Annotated in this window: 16 protein-coding genes; 9 read left to right on the forward strand and 7 right to left on the reverse strand. The window is 73.9% G+C overall.

All coding sequences use genetic code 11. The features are described 5' to 3' along the window. The first annotated feature begins 228 nt into the window (after window positions 1-228). Window positions 229-1,698: a ribonuclease Y gene (gene rny / locus ACGF0D_RS37800; protein WP_392924315.1), complete on the forward strand. Its 1,470-nt coding sequence runs from the start codon at window positions 229-231 to the stop codon at window positions 1,696-1,698. Window positions 1,699-1,707: 9 nt separating this feature from the next. Here the strand turns inward: rny and ACGF0D_RS37805 are convergent, their stop codons facing one another. From ACGF0D_RS37805 to ACGF0D_RS37825, 5 genes are all read right to left on the reverse strand, one after another. Beyond that, entirely contained in the window at window positions 1,708-3,435 is a 1,728-nt protein-coding gene (locus ACGF0D_RS37805; RefSeq protein ID WP_392883624.1) for an FAD-dependent monooxygenase, read from the reverse strand. A gap of 122 nt (window positions 3,436-3,557) precedes the next feature. Continuing rightward, entirely contained in the window at window positions 3,558-4,406 is an 849-nt protein-coding gene (locus ACGF0D_RS37810; protein ID WP_392883625.1) for an amino acid ABC transporter permease, read from the reverse strand. After that, window positions 4,403-5,053, reverse strand: a complete 651-nt coding sequence (locus ACGF0D_RS37815; protein WP_392883626.1) for an amino acid ABC transporter permease — start codon at window positions 5,051-5,053, stop codon at window positions 4,403-4,405. Before ACGF0D_RS37815 ends, ACGF0D_RS37810 begins: the two co-directional genes overlap by 4 nt. 53 nt (window positions 5,054-5,106) lie before the next feature. Then, on the reverse strand, window positions 5,107-6,012 hold the full coding sequence (locus ACGF0D_RS37820; protein ID WP_392883628.1) for a glutamate ABC transporter substrate-binding protein: 906 nt from the start codon (window positions 6,010-6,012) through the stop codon (window positions 5,107-5,109). Window positions 6,013-6,126: 114 nt separating this feature from the next. After that, a complete protein-coding gene (locus ACGF0D_RS37825; protein ID WP_392883629.1) occupies window positions 6,127-6,900 on the reverse strand; it encodes an amino acid ABC transporter ATP-binding protein in 774 nt (257 codons plus the stop codon). Between the two features lie 392 nt (window positions 6,901-7,292). Here ACGF0D_RS37825 and ACGF0D_RS37830 point away from each other — a divergent pair, with 392 nt between their 5' ends. Beyond that, window positions 7,293-8,051: a response regulator transcription factor gene (locus ACGF0D_RS37830; protein ID WP_392924318.1), complete on the forward strand. Its 759-nt coding sequence runs from the start codon at window positions 7,293-7,295 to the stop codon at window positions 8,049-8,051. A gap of 6 nt (window positions 8,052-8,057) precedes the next feature. Further along, window positions 8,058-9,479, forward strand: coding sequence for a sensor histidine kinase (locus ACGF0D_RS37835; RefSeq protein WP_392883633.1), 1,422 nt, complete (start codon window positions 8,058-8,060; stop codon window positions 9,477-9,479). A 192-nt stretch (window positions 9,480-9,671) separates the two neighbouring features. Here ACGF0D_RS37835 and ACGF0D_RS37840 read toward each other — a convergent pair whose 3' ends face one another. Further along, window positions 9,672-10,691 (reverse strand): TAXI family TRAP transporter solute-binding subunit, encoded by a 1,020-nt coding sequence (locus ACGF0D_RS37840; RefSeq protein ID WP_392883635.1) that lies wholly within the window; start codon window positions 10,689-10,691, stop codon window positions 9,672-9,674. Between the two features lie 95 nt (window positions 10,692-10,786). Between ACGF0D_RS37840 and miaB the strand changes: the two genes are divergently transcribed. Both miaB and ACGF0D_RS37850 read left to right on the forward strand, forming a co-directional pair. Further along, window positions 10,787-12,289 (forward strand): tRNA (N6-isopentenyl adenosine(37)-C2)-methylthiotransferase MiaB, encoded by a 1,503-nt coding sequence (miaB, locus tag ACGF0D_RS37845; protein WP_392924321.1) that lies wholly within the window; start codon window positions 10,787-10,789, stop codon window positions 12,287-12,289. A 78-nt stretch (window positions 12,290-12,367) separates the two neighbouring features. Beyond that, window positions 12,368-13,066: a class III extradiol dioxygenase subunit B-like domain-containing protein gene (locus ACGF0D_RS37850; RefSeq protein WP_392924323.1), complete on the forward strand. Its 699-nt coding sequence runs from the start codon at window positions 12,368-12,370 to the stop codon at window positions 13,064-13,066. Between the two features lie 66 nt (window positions 13,067-13,132). On the opposite strand, the gene ACGF0D_RS37855 is transcribed toward ACGF0D_RS37850, so the two are convergent. Continuing rightward, window positions 13,133-13,378, reverse strand: a complete 246-nt coding sequence (locus tag ACGF0D_RS37855) for an antitoxin (protein WP_392883639.1) — start codon at window positions 13,376-13,378, stop codon at window positions 13,133-13,135. A 179-nt stretch (window positions 13,379-13,557) separates the two neighbouring features. On the opposite strand from ACGF0D_RS37855, the gene miaA reads away from it, so the two are divergent. The 4 genes from miaA (at window position 13,558) to ACGF0D_RS37875 (ending at window position 18,761) form a co-directional block, all read left to right on the forward strand. After that, on the forward strand, window positions 13,558-14,502 hold the full coding sequence (gene miaA / locus ACGF0D_RS37860) for a tRNA (adenosine(37)-N6)-dimethylallyltransferase MiaA (protein WP_392924326.1): 945 nt from the start codon (window positions 13,558-13,560) through the stop codon (window positions 14,500-14,502). Window positions 14,503-14,730: 228 nt separating this feature from the next. Next, window positions 14,731-15,243 (forward strand): hypothetical protein, encoded by a 513-nt coding sequence (locus ACGF0D_RS37865; protein ID WP_392883641.1) that lies wholly within the window; start codon window positions 14,731-14,733, stop codon window positions 15,241-15,243. 152 nt (window positions 15,244-15,395) lie between these two features. Beyond that, window positions 15,396-16,301, forward strand: coding sequence for a diaminopimelate epimerase (gene dapF, locus ACGF0D_RS37870; RefSeq protein WP_392883643.1), 906 nt, complete (start codon window positions 15,396-15,398; stop codon window positions 16,299-16,301). Between the two features lie 210 nt (window positions 16,302-16,511). Next, window positions 16,512-18,761 (forward strand): RelA/SpoT family protein, encoded by a 2,250-nt coding sequence (locus tag ACGF0D_RS37875; protein WP_392883644.1) that lies wholly within the window; start codon window positions 16,512-16,514, stop codon window positions 18,759-18,761. Window positions 18,762-18,949 lie beyond the last annotated feature (188 nt).

Here is an 18,949-nt window from a genome sequence, read left to right on the forward strand (position 1 = left end):
CAGTGGCTCCAACTTGGGACCTCGACGACGCAGCGGCGCGTCCGGAGAAGAGCTCATGCAAGATCTAACGATGGATCTCCGGCGCAGGACACTAGTGGCAGTTCTGTAGGCGTCTTGGAGTGAACCAGGTCAACTCTTGACCGTTTCGTGACCCCCACCTAGCCTCGCCTTCAGTGCCAGGGGGGCCTGTGGACGGCACCCCGTGCGGCGACGGGGGAGTGGGCGGCAATGGGGATCTCGGCGGGCACCGGCCCGAGTGGCTCGCTGGTGTCGGTCGCCGGATCGGCCGCGCTGCTCCTGCTGACGCTCGCGGTGGCCGCCGGGCTGGCGGTCAGACGGCTCCGGGCGGCCCGGAGCGGCGCGCTGGCCGAGGCCGAGCGGGCCCGCCGGTGGGCCGAGGAGCAGACCGCCGGGCAGCGGGCCGAACTCGCCCGCCGCGAGGAGGACCTGGCCGAGGAACTGCGCAGGCTGCGCCGCCGGGAGGACGAACTGGCGGAGCGCTCTGCCGAGTTGGGGCGCTCCCGGGGCGAGGCCGAGGCGCTGGTCACCCGGCGGGTGACGGCGCTGGAACGGGCCGCAGGGCTCTCCGCCGAGCAGGCCCGCGCCGAACTCCTGCGGGAGGCCACGGAATCGGCCCGGCGGGAGGCCGCCGTCACCGTCCGGGAGATCGAGCGCGAGGCCAGGGAGGAGGGCGAGCGCCGGGCCCGGGACATCGTCGCCGGGGCGGTCCAGCGGCTGGCGACGGAGCAGACCGCGGAGAGCGTCGTCACCGTCCTGCGGCTGCCGAACGAGGACATCAAGGGCCGGATCATCGGCCGCGAGGGCCGCAACATCCGTGCCTTCGAGGCGGTCACCGGCGTGAACCTGATCGTCGACGACACCCCCGCGTCGGTGCAGCTGTCCTGCTTCGACCCGGTCCGCCGGGAGACCGCCCGGCTCACCCTGGAGCAACTGGTCGAGGACGGCCGGATCCACCCGAGCAGGATCGAGCACCTGCACGAGCGCAGCCGCGAGGAGGTCGGACAGCGCTGCGTCCGGGCCGGCGAGGACGCCCTGCTGGAGGCCAGGATCGGCGGGATGCACCCCGAACTCGTCCGCACCCTGGGCTCGTTGCGCTACCGGGCGTCGTACGGGCAGAACGTGCTCGGGCACCTGCTGGAGTCCGCGCACCTGGCCGGGATGATGGCCGCCGAACTCGGGGTGGACCCGGAGCCGGTGCGGCGCGCGGCGCTGCTGCACGACATCGGCAAGGCGCTCACCCACGAGTCCGAGGGCAGCCACGCCGCGATCGGCGCGGAGCTCGCCCGGCGGTACGACGAGTCCCCCGAGGTCGTGCACGCGATCGCCGCCCACCACAACGAGGTCGACCCGCGCACCGTGACGGCCGTGCTGACCCAGGCCGCGGACGGCTGCTCGGGCGGCCGGCCGGGCGCGCGCAAGGAGTCGCTGGAGCTGTACGTCCGGCGGCTGGCGCGGCTGGAGGAGATCGCGCGCTCGCACGAGGGCGTCGCCGAGGTGTACGCGATGCAGGCCGGCCGGGAGGTGCGGGTGATGGTCCGTCCGGACGCGGTGGACGACCTCGGCGCGGAACTGATCGCCCGCGAGGTCGCCCGCCAGGTCTCCACCGAGCTGACCTATCCGGGCCGGATCCGGGTGACGGTGGTCCGCGAGAGCCGGGCCACGGCGGTGGCCGGCTAGGCGGCCTTCCTAGGAGACGCCCTGGCTCGGGGAGTCCACCTGCCGGGCCGCGGGCCGGTCGGACGGGTCGGGGGCCGGAGTGAGGGTGGCCGGGCCGCCTCGGGCGCGGTCGGCGAGGGCGAGGAGGTCCTCGGCGACGGCGCCCTGGGTGACGCCGACCAGGTGGCCGTCCGGGCGGATCAGCAGGACGGTGTGCGGACCGGCGCCCGGGTAGTCCTCGGTGACCAGCACCTCGGCGGGGACGGGCAGCGCGGCGGCGACCTCGGCGAGGCGGGGCATCAGGCCGGCGCCGAGCCAGTGCTCGGAGGACCAGACGGCGGTGCCGGGGGCGACCAGCAGCAGCAGGAAGGCGGTGCCGAGCCGGGCGTGCAGGTGGTCGGGGGTGCCGTCGTCGGCGAGCACCGGCAGGTCCGGGACGAGCACGCCGGGGGCGGTGGCGGGCAGCAGCTCGCTGAGCGAGGTGGTGCCGCGCGTGCCGCGCTGCGCCGGGACCCGGCCGGGGACGCCGGAGGGCGCCGCCGGGTAGGCGGGCGCGCCGCCGAACCGGCCGGTGCCGAGCGGGCCGTCGGCGAGCAGCGGGGCGTGCTTGCGGAAGCCGCCGACCAGCAGTGAGCGCCGGGTCTGCTGCCAGCCGCGCAGCGGGCGCAGCAGCGGCATGGACTGGTCGACCGCGCGCAGCCGGGCGCCGACCGCCCCGCGCCGCTCGGCCTCGTAGCCGTCCAGCAGGGCGCCGCCGGGCTGTGGGCCGCCGGAGTGGAGGTGCCAGGCGAGGGCGAGCCGCCAGGCGAGGTTGTCGGCGTCGCGCAGCCCGTCCACGAGGTTCTGCATGCCGAGCGCGCCGTGCAGGTGGGCGGCGTCGCCGGCCAGGAAGCAGCGGCCGACCCGGAAGCGGGCGGCGAGCCGCTGCTGGGCGGTGTGGTCGGCGGCGGCCAGCAGCTCGAAGCGGGGCAGCTCGCCGCACCAGCCGGTGAGGGTGGAGGTGACCCGGTTGAGCAGGGTGTCGCCGGTGACGATGCCGGGCCAGGTGGCGTGCGGGTCCACCGTCTCGGTGGCGGCGGGGCGGCCGGGGGGCAGCCGCCAGTCGAGCCGCCAGACGCCGTCCGGCAGCGGGCGGGCGGAGGCCTCGCGGTCGCCGCGCCACGGGGGCTCGCGGTGCAGCCGGGCGCCGTCGAAGGGCAGGTCGACCCGGACGGTGGCGATGGCGTTGCGGTCGACCGCCGGGCGGCCGGGGAAACGGATCTTCAGGAGCTTGCGGACGCTGGACCTCGCGCCGTCGCAGCCGACCAGGTGGCTGCCGCGCCACCAGGTCGTGGAGCCGTCCTGGGTGCCCGTGGTGCGGATGCTGACGCCGTCCCGGTCCTGTTCGAGTTCGACGACCCGGTTGAGCGGGACCAGCCGGATCAGCGGGGTGCCGCTCAGGGCGTCGCGCAGCCCGCGCTGGAGGCGGTGCTGGGGCAGGTGGAAGGTGGGCGAGTCGGTGAGGTCGATCCGCAGCACCTCCTGGCGGCGGCGCCAGACGGCGAAGGAGTCCCACAGCGCGGAGTCCGAGACGGCCCGCGGGTAGCCGATCCGGGTCAGGAAGGCGGCGGTGTCGGCGCCGAGCACGAGGCTGCGGGGGCCTTCGGGGCAGAGCCCGGAGCCCTCGTCCAGGACGATGGTGGGCACCTCGTGCCGGGCCAGGGCGAGGGCCAGGGCCAGACCGACCGGTCCGGCCCCGACCACGATCACCGGGTCCATGAGGGAACCTCCGGGCACGAACCGGCCGATCGGCCGGCGTCAGTTACCGCTGCCGCATATGCCGTGTGGATGCTCCCGGGAGGTGTCACGAAGAGCAATGCAACAGTTCACCTGCGTGTCCGTCAAGCAGAAGCCGAAGTGCGCCGGTTCGCGCCGCGACGGCCGCGTGCTTCGATCCAGCGTGCGAGCGCGGTCAACAGCAGGCACATCGCGATGTAGATCGGGCCGATCACGAGCACCACGGGGATGTAGGGGAAGCCCGCGGCGTTGATCGGCTGGCTGGCGAGGGCCTTTCCGACGAACAGCAGCTCGTGGTAGGTGATGATGAAGCCGAGCGAGGTGTCCTTGAGGGTGACGACCAGCTGGCCGATCATCGAGGGCAGCATCGAGCGGACGGCCTGCGGCACCAGGATCGACGTCATCACCTGGGTCTTGCGCATGCCGAGCCCGTACGCCGCCTCGCCCTGGCCGCGCGGGACGGCGTTGACGCCGCTGCGGATGATCTCGGCCTGGACCGCCCCGTTGTAGAGGGTGAGGCCGAGCACCAGCGCCCACATCGGCTGCTGGGCGAAGAAGGCGTAGTAGAGCCCGACGATCAGGATCAGCAGCGGCATCGCCCGGAAGAACTGGGTGAAGGCCGTGCAGACCCAGCGGACCGGCCGGTGGTCGGAGAGCTGACCGGCCGCCAGCAGGGCGCCCAGGGTGAGCGAGAACGCCGCGGCCAGCCCGAAGGCCTCCAGGGTGGACAGCAGGCCGTCCACGATCTGCTGCTGGACGTAGGTGTACTGGAAGGCGTCCCAGAGTCCGGGGTCGAACTGGCCGTTGTCGTTCAGCGCGCCGAAGACGTACCAGAGGAGTCCCGCGATGGCGAGCACCGCGAGGACGCCGAGCGCGCGGTTGCGGGTGCGGGCCTTCGGGCCGGGGGTGTCGTAGAGGACGCTGGCGGAAGCTTGCCGCTGGAAAATACTCATCGGGCCACCGCCAGTCGGGATTCCAGGAAGCGGAAGAGCGTGGCGATCGTCGCGCTGATCAGCAGGTAGGCGCAGGCCACCCAGAAGAAGATGGCGAAGATCGAGTAGCCGCGCTCGGAGAAGGTCTGCTGGGCGCTGTACAGCTCGGGGACGCTGAACGCGCCGGCGATCGCCGAGTTCCTCGGCAGGGCGATGAACACGCTGCTCATCGGGCCCAGGACGGTCCGGGCGGCCTGCGGCAGGACGACCAGGGTGAGGGTCTGGCCGAAGCCCATGCCGAGGCTGCGGGCGGCCTCCGCCTGGCCGAGCGGCACGGTGTTGATGCCGGAGCGGATCACCTCGCAGACGAACGAGGCGGTGTACCCGCCGAGTGCCAGCACCGCGAACGCCAGGTGGCTGAAGTGCACGCCCAGCGGCGGCAGCCCGAAGGTGACGGCGAAGAACAGCAGGGTCAGCGGGGTGTTGCGGAAGAGCGTCACCCAGGTGGTGCCGAAGGCGCGCAGGACCGGCACCGGGGAGACCCGGAAGGCCGCCAGCAGGGTGCCCAGCAGCAGGGCGAGCAGCGCGCTGAGCGCGCTCACCTCGATCGTCTGTAGGAAGCCGTCGCGGAACAACGCGAAGTTGTCGTCCTCGAACAGGAACCCCATCCGGCGGCCCTCCTCTCAACTCATGGTCGGGAAACCGACGTACGGCGGGCGGATCAGTAGCGCTCGAGGGCCGGGACCTCGGGCGCCGGGGAGCCGGAGGCGCCCAGGGTGGCGTCGTAGGCCTTCTTCCAGTCGCCGTTGTCCTCGTGGGCCTTGAGGGCGTCGCTGATCGCGTCGCGCAGGGCCTTGTCGTCCTTGTTGAGGCCGACGCCGTAGTTCTCCTTGGTGAACGGCTTGCCGACCACCTTGAGCTTGGGGGCGTACTTGGAGGCGTAGCCCTTGAGGATCGCGTCGTCGGTGGTGACCGCGTCGACCTCGCCGGACATCAGCTTCTCGACGCAGGCCGAGTAGGTGTCGAACTGGGTGACCTTCGGGTTGTACTGCTGGATGTTCTTGATCGAGGTCGAGCCGGTGGCGGTGCAGACGTTCTTGCCGCCGGTGCTCTCCGGGCCGGTGATCGAGGTGTTGTCGGCCTTCACCAGCAGGTCCTGGCCGGCGATGTAGTACGGGCCGGCGAAGGAGACGCTCTTCTTGCGCTCGTCGTTGATGCTGTAGGTGCCGACGTAGAAGTCGATCTGGCCCTTGGCGATGGCCGGCTCGCGCTGCGAGGAGACCAGGGTCTGCCACTTGATCTGCTGCGGGGTGAAGCCGAGGTCGGCGGCGATCATCTTGGCGATCTCGATGTCGAAGCCGCTGCGGTCGCCGCTGGCCACGTCCTCCCAGCCGAGGTTCGGCTGGTCGGCCTTGGCGCCGATGATCAGCTGGCCGCGCTTCTTGGCCTCGGCGAGGATCGCGGAGTCGACCTTGACGTCGGTCTTGACGGTGTAGCTCGGCAGCGCCGGGGCGCCGGCGCCGCTGCTCGCGGCGGTGGCGCCGGGCTTGCCGTCCTTGCCGCAGGCGGCGGTGGCGGTGAGCGCGACGGCACAGAGCGCGACGGCGAGGGTGCGGGAAGTCCTCATGAGGTTCTCCTGGGGGTGGGCCGCGGTGTCAACCGGGCTCTGGCGTCTGGAAGGCGGGCACGGGGCAGGGCCTCCGGCGCCGATGCCGGAGGTGGCCCCGCTGGTCTCGAAGCGTCAGTGGTGGAGGATCTTCGAGAGGAAGTCCTTGGCGCGGTCGGAGCGCGGCGCGGTGAAGAAGGCGTCCGGGGTGTTCTGCTCGACGATCCTGCCGTCGGCCATGAACAGCACGCGGTTGGCGGCGGAGCGGGCGAAGCCCATCTCGTGGGTGACCACGACCATCGTCATGCCGTCCGCGGCCAGCTGGCGCATGACCTCCAGCACCTCGTTGACCATCTCCGGGTCCAGCGCCGAGGTGGGCTCGTCGAAGAGCATCACCTTGGGCTTCATCGCCAGTGCCCGGGCGATCGCCACGCGCTGCTGCTGGCCGCCGGAGAGCTGGGCCGGGTACTTGTCCGCCTGCGCGCCGACGCCGACCCGCTGCAGCAGCTCCCGGGCGGTCTTCTCGGCCTGCGGGCGGGGCACCTTGCGCACCTTCACCTGGCCGATGACCACGTTCTCCAGCACGGTCTTGTGCGCGAACAGGTTGAAGCTCTGGAACACCATCCCGACCTCGGCGCGCAGCCGGGCCAGTTCCCTGCCCTCGGCCGGCAGCGGGCGGCCGTCGATGGTGATCGTGCCGGAGTCGATCGTCTCCAGCCGGTTGATCGTCCGGCAGAGCGTCGACTTGCCCGAGCCGGACGGGCCGATCAGCACGACCACCTCGCCCTGGCCGATCTGCAGATCGATGTCCTGCAGCACGTGCAGCGCGCCGTAGTGCTTGTTGACGTTGCTCAGCACGACCAGTGGGGCGGCTGCGGGGGTGGAGTCCTCGACCGGGCTCTCGGTCATCGCGCCTGCTCCCTCTGTCGTCGAATCACGCCTGCCCGAGAAGTCTCAACTCCCTTGGGAGGCAATGGTGGTACGAAATCCGGGGGCCGCGGCCGGCGGAGCCGCAGCCCCCGGTGGGCCGACCTTAGAAGCCACGGCCGCGCGCCGTCAGCCGATCTGAGCGGAACTTGAGGATCACGAAACGGCCACACGGTGCCCACCTGCTGTTCGCGCGGGCGCCGACGGGGCATGTCACAGCGGGAATCCGTTCCGGTGCTCCCCGTTCCGCACGAGCCCGGTGCGCGGTCGAGCCTGGCGTCGGGCCGTTCACTGGCCCATACTGCGCAGGACCGGGACCCGAACGATCGGCCCGGTGATCACGGGTGATCACGTGGGGGAAGGAGGAGAACAGGATGCGACTGCTGCTCGTCGAGGACGACGAACGCGTGGCCGCCGCGCTGGTCGCGGTGCTGGGCCGGCACGGCTTCCAGGTCCGGCACGCCCGCAGCGGGCACGAGGCGCTGGACGCCCTGGTACCGGACGGCAACGAGCCGTACCGCGTGGTGCTGCTCGACCTCGGGCTGCCCGACCGCGACGGCTTCGAGGTGTGCAGCCGGATCAGGGCCGGCAGCGGCGTTCCGGTGATCATGGTCACCGCCCGCGCCGACGTCCGCTCCCGGATCCACGGCCTCAACCTGGGCGCCGACGACTACGTCACCAAGCCGTACGACATGGGCGAACTGCTCGCCCGCATCCACGCCGTGGCCCGCCGCGGCGCCGCCCCCGCCGCGGTGCCGGCGCCCACGCCCGACACCGTGCCCCAGCAGCGCGGCCCGCTGGAGTCCCGCGGCATCCGGATCGACCGGGAGCGCCGGCGGGTCAGCGTGGACGGCCGCGACGTGCCGCTCACCCGCAAGGAGTTCGACCTGCTCGCCCTGCTCGCCCAGAGCCCGGGCGTGGTCTACCGGCGCGAGCAGATCTTCAGCGAGGTCTGGCGCAGCGGCTGGGAGGGCAACGGGCGCACCCTGGAGGTGCACATCGGCTCGCTGCGCAACAAGCTGGCGCTGCCCGGCCTGGTCGAGGCCGTGCGCGGGGTCGGCTACCGGCTGATCCCCGACCGTCCGACGGCCCCCGCGACCGAACCCGCCCCGCCCGCACCCGCGGAGCACTGACCGCACGTGCGCACCCGCCTGCTCGGCATCCTGATCGCCCTCATGCTCTGCGTCCTGGCCGCCCTGGGGCTGCCGCTCGCGGCGGCGGTCGCGGCGGCCGAGCAGACCAAGGTGGTCGTCGACCGGCTCGACGACGCCGCCCGCCTCGCCCAGGACCTGCCCACCTCCGGCGCCGCCGACTCCGCCCGCAAGGGCGACCCGGAACCCGCCCCGGGCGACCTCAGCCGCAAGCGCGCCATCGAGGCCGAGGTCCGCCGCTACCACGACCTGTACGGCGTGCGCCTGGGCATCTTCCAGCGCGACGGCCAGCCGATCGCCGCCGCCCCGAAGGACTGGCGGGTGCCCGCCGGCGGCTGGGGCGCCCAGGCCTTCCAGGAGGCGCTGGACGGGCGGCGCAGCCACAACCCGCCGCAGGTCTGGCCCTGGACGCCGGACCGGACGATCACCGTCGCCGCCCCGGTGGTGCGCGACGGCGACGTGGTCGCGGTGGTGCTGAGCGAGTCCCCGACCGAGGCGCTGCGCACCCGGGTGCTGCACCAGTGGCTGGTGATCGGCGGCGGCGAGGCCGCCGCGATGATCGTCGCCGTGCTGCTCGCCGTCCGGCTCACCGAGTGGGTGCTGCGCCCGGTGCGCACCCTGGACCGGGCCACCCACGACATCGCCACCGGCCGGATGGCCGCCAGGGTCGCCCCCGGCGGCGGACCGCCCGAACTCCAGCGGCTGGCCCGCTCGTTCAACGAGATGGCGGACCACGTGGTGCTCGCCATGGACCAGCAGAAGGCCTTCGTCGCGGACGCCTCGCACCAGCTGCGCAACCCGCTGTCGGCGCTGCTGCTGCGGGTCGAGCTGCTCGGCCTGGAACTGCCCGAGGGCCACGAGGAGGAGCTCAGCGGCGTACGGGAGGAGGGCACCCGGCTGGCCCGGGTGCTGGACGACCTGCTCGGACTGGCCACGGCCGAGCACGCCCGCCCCGAACCGGAGCGCACCGACCTCGCCGAGCTCACCCTGGCCCGGGTGGACGCCTGGCGGCCGACGGCGGAACAGTGCGGGATCGGGCTGCGCTGGGAGGGCCCGGCGCGGGCGATCGGGATGGCCGACCCGATCGGCTTCGGCTCGGCCCTGGACGCCGTGCTGGACAACGCGCTCAAGTTCAGCCCGGCCGGCAGCGAGGTGCGGCTGCGGGTCGCGGTGCGCCGGGACGAGGTCGCGGTGACCGTCACCGACGCCGGGCCCGGCCTCACCGAGGACGAGCTGTCCCGGGCCGGGGACCGGTTCTGGCGCAGCCCGCGGCACCAGAACGTGGACGGGTCGGGGCTCGGGCTGTCCATCGCCCGCACCCTGCTGGCGGCCGGCGGCGGCTCGCTCGGCTTCGCGCCGGTCACGCCGACCGGGCTGGCGGTGACGCTGGCGGTGCCGCGGCCCGGGTAGTCGCGGCCGGAGTAGCCGCAGCCGGACAGCCGCGGGCCGGAGCCGCCGAGGACGGATAGGCGCGGGCCGGAGAGGTGCGGGCCGGAGCCGCCGAGGACGGATAGGCGCGGGCCGGACAGCCGCGGGCCGGAGCCGCCGAGGACGGATAGGCGCGGGCCGGAGAGGTGCGGGCCGGAGCCGTGTGGGCGGGCCCTACGGCTTCACCGAGCGGTAGTAGCGCGCCGCGCCGGTGTGCAGCGGGAGCGGGTCGGTGTAGACGGCGGTGCGCAGGTCGACCAGCTGGGCGGCGTGCACCTGGGCGCCGATCTGGTCCCGGCTGTCGATCACCGCGCGGGTCACGCCCTCGACCAGGCCCGGGTCCGCGTCGTCCCGGGTGATCAGCAGGTTGGGCACGGCCACCGTGGCGACGGCGTCCTTGGGCTCGGCGTTCGGGTAGGTGCCCTTGGGCATGGTGGCCGCCCGGTAGGCGTCGGTGCCGCCGCCCTCGGCGTTGTGAAGGGCCTCGGAGAGGTCGCTCAGCGGCACGAGCCGGATCGGGAAGTGGTCGGAGAGGTCGGTGAGCGCGCTGGTGGGAAGGCCGCCGGACCAGAAGAAGGCGTCCAGCCTGCCCGCGCGCAGGTCGTCGGCGGCCTCGCCGATCCCCTTCGGCACCGGGACGATGTCGTGGTCCGGGTCCAGCCCGGCGGTGGCCAGCAGCCGCTTGGTCACCAGGTTCACCCCGGACTGCGGCAGGCCGACGCCGACCCGCAGGCCCTTGAGGTCGGCGGTGCGGCGCACCGGCGAGGAGGCCGGGACGATCAGCTGCAGGTAGTCGTCGTACAGCCGGGCGATCGCCCGCAGCTTCTCCTTGCCGGGGCGCTGGTAGTCGGCGACCGCGTCGGCGGTGGCTATCGCGAAGGTGTCCCGGCCGTCGATCACCCGGGTGAGGTTGTCCACCGAGCCCTCGGAGTTGTCCAGCGCCAGCCGTACGCCCGGCATCGCCCGGGAGACGTGCGCCTGGAGCAGCTGCCCGTACCGGTCGTAGACGCCGCGCTGCACCCCGGTGGCGAAGCGGACCTCGCCGCGCGGGTACCCGGGCGAGCGGCCCGCCGACAGCCACCAGCCGCCGAACCCGGCCACCAGCAGTACCAGCACCAGCACCGTCCGCCACAACGGGCTGCGGGCCGCGGCGCGGACGGCGGCGCCGAGACGGGACGGGGTGGTGGGGGCCATGCAGGGATACTGCCAGGCGCTCCGGCCGAACGGGAGTGGAACGGGGGGTGGAAGCTCCGGGAAAAGCGCTTCGCCGCTGCCCGTACCCTGGTCTGGTGAGCGGTGAGAGCGGATTGAAGAGCTACAAGGTCGTCACGCACGGCTGTCAGATGAACGTCCACGACTCCGAGCGGCTGTCCGGCCTGCTGGAGGACGCGGGCTACGTCAAGGCCGGGCCCGAGGGCGACCCGGACCTGGTGGTGTTCAACACCTGCGCGGTGCGCGAGAACGCCGACAACAAGCTGTACGGCAACCTCGGCCAGCTCGCGCCGGTCAAGACCCGCCACAAGGGCATGCAGATCGCCGTCGGCGGCTGCCTGGCGCAGAAGGACCGCGAGACCATCGTCAAGCGCGCCCCCTGGGTCGACGTGGTCTTCGGCACCCACAACATCGGCCACCTGCCGGCGCTGCTGGAGCGGGCCGCGGTCGAGCGCAAGGCCCAGGTCGAGATCCTGGAGTCGCTGGAGACCTTCCCCTCCACGCTGCCGACCCGCCGCGAGTCCGCGTACGCCGCCTGGGTCGCCATCTCGGTCGGCTGCAACAACACCTGCACCTTCTGCATCGTCCCCGCGCTGCGCGGCAAGGAGGAGGACCGCCGCCCCGGCGACGTCCTCGCCGAGATCGAGGCGCTGGTGGACGAGGGCGTCATCGAGGTGACCCTGCTCGGCCAGAACGTCAACGCCTACGGCTCCGACCTGGGCGACCGCGAGGCCTTCTCCAAGCTGCTGCGCGCCGCCGGCCAGATCGACGGCTTGGAGCGGATCCGCTTCACCTCGCCGCACCCGCGCGACTTCACCGACGACGTGATCGCCGCGATGGCCGAGACCCCGAACGTGATGCACCAGCTGCACATGCCGCTGCAGTCGGGATCGGACCGCGTCCTCAAGGCGATGCGCCGCTCCTACCGGCAGGAGCGTTTCCTCGGGATCATCCGCAAGGTCCGCGAGGCGATGCCGGACGCGGCGATCTCCACCGACATCATCGTGGGCTTCCCCGGCGAGACCGAGGAGGACTTCGAGGAGACGATGCACGCCGTCCGCGAGGCCCGCTTCACCAACGCCTTCACCTTCCAGTACTCCAAGCGCCCCGGCACCCCCGCCGCGGAGATGGAGGACCAGGTGCCGAAGGAGGTCGTGCAGGCCCGCTACGACCGGCTGATCGCCCTCCAGGAGGAGATCTCCTGGGAGGAGAACAAGAAGCAGGTCGGACGCACCCTGGAGATCCTGGTCGCCGAGGGCGAGGGCAAGAAGGACGACCAGACCCGGCGGCTCTCCGGTCGCGCGCCCGACAACCGGCTGGTGCACTTCGGCAAGCCGGAGGAGCCGGTGCGCCCCGGCGACATGGTGACCGTCGAGATCACCTACGCCGCCCCGCACCACCTGCTCGCCGAGGGCCCGGCACTCGCGGTGCGCCGCACCCGGGCCGGCGACGCCTGGGAGAAGCGCCAGGCCGCGGCCGCCGCCAAGCCGGCCGGCGTGATGCTGGGCCTGCCGAAGATCGGCGCCCCGGCCGAGCTGCCGCTCGCCGCGCCGGCGGGCGGGGCCTGCTGCGGCGACTGACGCCACGGTCCTTGACGGCCCGGCCGGAGCTCCCCAGCTCCGGCCGGGCCGTTCGGCTTCCCGGCTAGAGTGATCCACATGCTGGTAGCCGCCGCCGTGTGCCCCTGTCCGCCGCTGCTCGTCCCCGAGGTCGCCGCCGGGGCCGCGCCCGAGCTGGACGGCCTGCGCGCGGCCTGCGACGAGGCGCTGGCCGCGCTGGTCGAGGCCGCCCCGCAGCTGGTCGTGGTGGTCGGCACCGGGCCGGTGGCCGAGGTGTGGACCGAGGGCGGGGCCGGCTCCTTCCACCGCTACGGCGTGCCGCTGGTCGCCAAGCTGCCCGGCGAGCGGGTCGAGGGGCCGGAGCTGGCGCCCTCGCTGACCGTCGGCGCCTGGCTCCTGGAGCGCGCCGGGGTGAGCCTGCCGACGCACGCCTGCGCGGTGCCCGCGGACGCCCCCGCCGACCGGATGCTCGGCCTCGGCCAGGGCCTGGCCGGCCTCGCCGACCGGGTCGCCCTGCTGGTGCTCGGCGACGGCAGCGCCTGCCGCTCGGTGAAGGCGCCCGGCTACCTGGACGAGCGGGCCGAGGACTTCGACACCGCCCTGGCCGCCGCCCTGGGCACGGCCGACCTGCCCGCCCTGGCCGTCCTGGACGCCGGCCTGGCCGCCGAACTCAAGGCCGACGGCCGGGCGCCCTGGCAGGTGCTGGCCGGTGCCGCGGAGGGCGCCGGCCTCACCGGGCGGCTGGGCTACCAGGACGCGCCGTACGGGGTCGGGTACTTCGTGGCGTCCTGGTCCTAGCCGACCGGGACGGGCAGGCCGCGAGGCAGGAACGGCCGGGTCAGGACGGCCGGTCAGGACGGCCGGTCAGGACTGCGGGGGCTGCTCCGCGTCGCCCGGCTTCGGCTTGTGGGCGAAGTCGCCGACCGCGCCCTTGGCCTTGCCCGCGCCGTGCTCGATCTTGTCGCTGTACTTGCCCTTGGTCGCCTTGTCGATCGCGCCGCCGGCCTTGTCCACGGCCTTCTCGATCTGGTCGCTGTGCTTGCCCGCGAACTCGCTGGCCTTGTCCTTGAGTTCCTCGGCCTTGCCCTTGAGGTTGTCCATCAGGCCCATGGCGATCTCCTTCGTCCGCTGTTTCCCGGACAACGTCCGGGCCCGGCAAAGCGTTCGCAAAACCGGCTCAACCGGGGAAACGGCCGGAAAGTCTCCGGGAAACAGTCATATCGTCGCGCAGCCGCGGGCGGGTGGCGGCCCGGTCTCCGGTCACCCGGCGGTTTTGGGAGACTGGAGCGGTGAGCAGCTCCAGTACCCCGCATGTCGTCTCGGTTGTCGGCGCGACCGCCGCCGGCAAGTCCGACCTGGCCGTCGCCATCGCCCGCAGTCTCGACGGCGAGGTGATCAACACCGACTCGATGCAGCTGTACCGGGGCATGGACATCGGCACCGCCAAGCTCACCACGGCCGAGCGCGGGGGAGTGCCGCACCACCTGCTGGACATCTGGGACGTCACCGAGGCCGCCAGCGTCGCCGAGTACCAGCGGCTGGCCCGGGCCGAGATCGACCGGCTGCTCGCCGCCGGCCGCACGCCCGTCCTGGTCGGCGGCTCCGGGCTGTACGTCCGGGCGGCGATCGACGAGATGGAGTTCCCGGGCACCGACCCGGCGGTGCGGGCCCGGCTGGAGGCCGAGCTGGAGCAGTCCGGCCCGTACGAGCTGCACCGGCGGCTCGCCGAGCTGGACCCGGCGGCCGCCGAGGCGATCCTCACCGGCAACGGCCGGCGGATCGTCCGGGCCCTGGAGGTCATCGAGATCACCGGGCAGCCGTTCACCGCCAACCTGCCGAGCAACACCGCCGTCTACCAGGCGGTGCAGATCGGCGTCGCCGTGTTGCGCCCCGAGCTGGACGAGCGGATCGCCCTGCGGGTCGACCGGATGTGGGAGGCCGGGCTGCTGGACGAGGTGCGGGAGCTGGAGAAGGCCGGGCTGCGGGAGGGGCGGACCGCCTCCCGGGCGCTCGGCTACCAGCAGGTGCTCGACCACTTCGCCGGCGAGTGCACCGAGGACGAGGCCCGGGCCGAGACCGTCCGGGCCACCAAGCGCTTCGCCCGCCGTCAGGAGTCCTGGTTCCGCCGCGACGACCGGATCAACTGGCTCTCCCGACCGGCCGGCACCGACCCCGTCGAGCTGCTGGAACAGTCCCTCGAACTGATCGGCCGTCAGGGAGTTCCGGCCGCGTAGGAAGGGTTTTTGGCCAATCCGGCGGTGCACCTGCGCGCGCAGGGGACCGTGCAGGACGAACCGGCGGTCACGGCCCGATCACGTGATGGCCACGGATCACCCGTCGACCCCGGTCAGGCCCGGAACGCCCCTCTGGACATGCCATCATCGATGCCGTAGGGGTCGGCCGAACGGGCCGACCGTGCCCGGCCGCGAGTCCGCTCGTGTCGAACTGTCAGGGGAGGCCGTGTGTCGACGGGTACCGGCCCCGATTCCGGCCAGAGCGGAAGCGTCACCGCGCCGGCCGAGGAGTTCGACGAGTCGACGATGGGCGACCTCCCCGTGCTGACCGGCCTGGAGGCGCCGACCTCCTACGCGGCCGCGGTGCCCGCCCTGGACACCCGCACCCCGCCCGGCGGCGCGGTGCACGAGCGGGAGATCCGCCCGCTGCGCCGGCTGCGCTGGTGGCAGACCCTGCCGATCGCCCTGCTGGGCACCCTCGGCTCGCTGATGTTCGCCTTCCCGCTCGCCTTCGGCTCGGCCGGGGCCCGCGCCACCATGGTCGGGATGCTCGGGCTGCTGCTCACCGCCGCCTCGATGGGCTGGGGCGCGATGGCCGCCCGGCACGCCGGCTACAAGTGGCCGGGGCTGCCGCGCCGGGGCTCCGGGCAACGGGCCGGCTGGAAGGCCATCGTGGTCTACACCCTGATCGCGGTGGCCGCCTGCGCGCTCGCGGTCTGGCGGGTCGCGTACCTGCGCTGAGCGCCCACCGGCGGCGCCGGTCCGGGAACGTCCGGGGCGGCGCCGGTCCGGGAACGTCCGGGGCGGCGCCGGTCCGGGAACGTCCGGGGTGGCGCCGGTCCGGGAGCGCCCGGGGGCGAGCGGGTGGTTCGCCGCTCAGTACCATCGGAGGGGTGAGCGCATCCTCTCCCCAGCAGGTCGGCATCCCCTTCTTCAAGGGGCACGGCACCCAGAACGACTTCGTCATCGTCCCGGACCCGGACGGCGCGCTGGAGATCGGTCCCGAGACCGTCGCCGCGCTGTGCGACCGGCGGGCCGGCGTCGGCGGGGACGGGCTGCTGCGCGTGGTGCGCGCCGCCGCCGACCCGGCCGCCGCGGGGATGGCCGACCGGGCCGAGTGGTTCATGGACTACCGCAACTCGGACGGCAGCATCGCCGAGATGTGCGGCAACGGCCTGCGGGTCTTCGCCCGCTTCCTGGTCGAGGCCGGCCTGGCCGAGCCGGGCGAGCTGGCCGTCGCCACCCGCTCCGGGGTGCTCACCGCGAAGGTCGCCGAGGCCGCCGAGGACGGCACGCCCGGCGACGTCACCATCGACATGGGCCGGGCCCGGCTGCCCGGCCCCGACGGCATCGAGGTCGCGGTCGGCGAGCGGCGCTGGCCGGCCCTGAACGTCAACATGGGCAACCCCCACGCGGTGGCCTTCGTGGAGAGCCTGGACCATGCCGGTGACCTGTTCGACGCGCCGCTCACCAGCCCCGCCGGCGCCTACCCGGAGGGCGTCAACGTCGAGTTCGTGGTGGACCGCGGGCCGCGGCACGTCGCGATGCGGGTGCACGAGCGCGGCTCGGGCGAGACCCGCTCCTGCGGCACCGGTGCCTGCGCGGTGGCGGTGGCCGCCATCCGCCGGGACGGTGCCGACCCGGCCGTCACCGGCGAGGCGGTCTCGTACACCGTGGACGTGCTGGGCGGCCGACTGGTCATCACCGAGCACCCGGACGGCCGGGTCGAGATGGCCGGGCCGGCGGTGATCGTGGCCGAGGGGCGCCTGGACGGGCGCTGGTGGGAGTCGGTGCGCTGAGGTCTGCCGGGCCCGAGGCCCGGTTTGCCCAATTCGTGCGGTGACGAATCCCCCCGATCGGGTGATACCGGTCGCGGACGGGAATCAGGGCGTCGCGGAACGTGCTCTGCTCGGTAGCATGGACCACCGGGTCGATCACCCCATGGGGAGGGGTGTCAAGATCACCCCCCTGCACGGGGCGGCGCCCGGCGACCGTTGCCGGAGGTGCCGATGACCATCGAAGCAGCCGGGCAGCCCCTGACGGGGCAGCCGACGACCGTACGGCCGGCCGGGGCCAGGAGGCCCCTCGGAGAGCTGGGCCTGGCCGCCCTCGGCCGGGCCGGGCGGGCGGCACTGCTCGCCACCGGCCGGCCGCCCGTGCCGGACGCCCTGGAACCGCTCGTCCGGGTGCACCGCCGGCACCATCCGCAGGCCGACCTCGGCCTGCTCGCCCGCGCGTACCGGCTCGCCGAGGCCAGCCACCGCGGCCAGAAGCGCAAGAGCGGCGAGCCGTACATCACCCACCCGCTGGCCGTCACCATGATCCTGGCCCAACTCGGCGCCGGGACGACGACCTTGGTCGCCTCGCTGCTCCACGACACGGTCGAGGACACCGAGTTGACGCTGGACCAGGTGGGCGCAGGGTTCGGGCCCGAAGTCGCCTACCTGGTCGACGGGGTGACGAAACTGGAGAAGGTCGACTTCGGCGCCGCCGCCGAGGCCGAGACCTTCCGCAAGATGCTGGTCGCCACCGGGGACGACGTCCGGGTGATGGTGATCAAGCTGGCCGACCGGCTGCACAACATGCGCACCATCCGGCACATGAAGCCGGCCAGCCAGGTGCGGATCGCCAAGGTCACCCGGGACGTGCTGATCCCGCTGGCCGAGCGGCTCGGCATCCAGGTGCTCAAGGCGGAGCTGGAGGACATCGTCTTCGCCACCCTGCACCCCGAGGAGCACGCCCGCACCCGCGCCCTGATGGCCGGTCACGAGTCCGAGCCGGACACCCTGCTGGAGCCCTTCGCCCGCCGGCTGGCCCGCCAGCTGGCCGAGGCCGGGGTGTCCGCCGAGGTGACCGTACGGCCCCGGCACTGCGTCTCGCTGCACCGGGTGCTGCTCCGGCGGGCCGCCGTGCCCGGCCCGGACGGCCGGCCGCAGGGGCCGCGTCCGGCCGACTTCGGGCGGCTGCTGGTGGTGGTCGAGGAGAACGCCGACTGCTACGCGGTGCTCGGCGAGCTGCACACCTGCTGGACGCCGCTGCCCGGGGAGTTCAAGGACTTCGTGGCCGCGCCCAAGTTCAACCTCTACCAGTCGCTGCACACCGCCGTGGCGCTCAGCGGCGGCGCGGTGGTCGAGGTGCTGGTCCGCACCCGGCGGATGCACGAGGTGGCCGAGACCGGGGTGGTCGCGCTCGGGGACCCGTCCCCGGCCGGCGCCGTGCAGGACACCGACGAGCTGGACCGCACCGACCCGGCCCGCCCGGGCTGGCTCAGCCGGCTGCTGGAGTGGCAGCAGGAGACGCCCGATCCGGACGCCTTCTGGTCCACGCTCACCGCCGACCTGGCCGGCGACCGCGAGATCACCGTGGTGACGGAGGGCGGCGAAACGCTTCAGCTGAGGGCGGGCGCCACCTGCGTGGACGCGGCCTACCTGCTCGGCGAGGAGACCGGCCACCGGTGCATCGGCGCGCGGGTCAACGGGCGGCTCACCGCGCTCTCCACCGTGCTGGAGGACGGCGACCAGATCGCGGTGCTCACCGAGACCCTCCCGGCCGGCGGCGGGCAGCCCTCCGGCCCCGCCCCCGAGTGGCTGGCGCACGCCCGCACCCCGGCCGCCCGGCTGGCCATCGAGCGCTGGCTGGCCGGCCACCCGGCCCGGCAGCCGGTGGTCCGCACCGGCCCGGCCGGCGGCCAGCCCGCCCCGCCCGGGCGCCCCGCCACCCGGCGGCCGGGCGCCCCGGTCGCGGTGGCCGGCCGGCCCGGGGCTTCGGTCCGGCTGGCCCGCTGCTGCACCCCGGTGCCGCCGGACGAGGTGGCCGGCTACCCGATCCGCGGCGGAGCGGCGGTCGCGGTGCACCGCACCGGCTGTCCGGCGGGGGAGCGGATGCGCGCGGACGGGCGGGCCGAGCTGGAGGTCCGCTGGTGCCCGGAGGGCGCGCCGGCGGCCGGACACCGGGCGACCCTGCGGGCCGAGGCGCTGAACCGGCCCCGGCTGCTCGCCGACCTCACCGCGGCGATCTCCGGCGCGGGCGTCGGCATCGTCTCGGCCGAGGTCGAGCCGCCGCAGGAGTCCAGGGTCCGGCACACCTACACCGTCGAACTGCCCGAGCCGGCCGCGCTGCCGGGGCTGATGCGGGCGATGCTCAAGGTGTCCGGGGTGTACGACGTGAGCCGCCCGCACGCCCCGGAGGGCGCCCGGGAGGCGGGGGAGCGGCCCCCGGGGCGCGCCCCCGGCCCGGTGGCGCGGGGGAAATGGGGATGACCGGCCCGCGTCGGGCGTGCGACCATCATGGGGAATTCACGGCCGGTCCACGGCGTTCTCCGGGCACAGGAGCCCGGGTTCGCGTCCGCGGACCTGAGGGGTAGCTCACCCCGCCCGGACGGTAGCCGGGGCGGCAGCTGGGCAGACTCCGTACGGGACCGTCACCGCGGTCCCCGAAGGCCACCCGT

The organism is Kitasatospora sp. NPDC048298 (genome assembly GCF_043201465.1).
Taxonomy (GTDB): domain Bacteria; phylum Actinomycetota; class Actinomycetes; order Streptomycetales; family Streptomycetaceae; genus Kitasatospora.

Excerpts from the sequence above, each read along its gene's own strand:
- ACGF0D_RS37850 (WP_392924323.1), top strand. The coding sequence starts at position 12,368 with ATGCTGGTAGCCGCCGCCGTGTGCCCCTGTCCGCCGCTGCTCGTCCCC.
- ACGF0D_RS37815 (WP_392883626.1), bottom strand. The coding sequence starts at position 5,053 with ATGGGGTTCCTGTTCGAGGACGACAACTTCGCGTTGTTCCGCGACGGC.
- ACGF0D_RS37830 (WP_392924318.1), top strand. The coding sequence starts at position 7,293 with ATGCGACTGCTGCTCGTCGAGGACGACGAACGCGTGGCCGCCGCGCTG.
- ACGF0D_RS37810 (WP_392883625.1), bottom strand. The coding sequence starts at position 4,406 with ATGAGTATTTTCCAGCGGCAAGCTTCCGCCAGCGTCCTCTACGACACC.
- ACGF0D_RS37875 (WP_392883644.1), top strand. The coding sequence starts at position 16,512 with ATGACCATCGAAGCAGCCGGGCAGCCCCTGACGGGGCAGCCGACGACC.
- ACGF0D_RS37840 (WP_392883635.1), bottom strand. The coding sequence starts at position 10,691 with ATGGCCCCCACCACCCCGTCCCGTCTCGGCGCCGCCGTCCGCGCCGCG.
- ACGF0D_RS37855 (WP_392883639.1), bottom strand. The coding sequence starts at position 13,378 with ATGGGCCTGATGGACAACCTCAAGGGCAAGGCCGAGGAACTCAAGGAC.
- rny (WP_392924315.1), top strand. The coding sequence starts at position 229 with ATGGGGATCTCGGCGGGCACCGGCCCGAGTGGCTCGCTGGTGTCGGTC.
- ACGF0D_RS37805 (WP_392883624.1), bottom strand. The coding sequence starts at position 3,435 with ATGGACCCGGTGATCGTGGTCGGGGCCGGACCGGTCGGTCTGGCCCTG.
- ACGF0D_RS37825 (WP_392883629.1), bottom strand. The coding sequence starts at position 6,900 with ATGACCGAGAGCCCGGTCGAGGACTCCACCCCCGCAGCCGCCCCACTG.
- ACGF0D_RS37820 (WP_392883628.1), bottom strand. The coding sequence starts at position 6,012 with ATGAGGACTTCCCGCACCCTCGCCGTCGCGCTCTGTGCCGTCGCGCTC.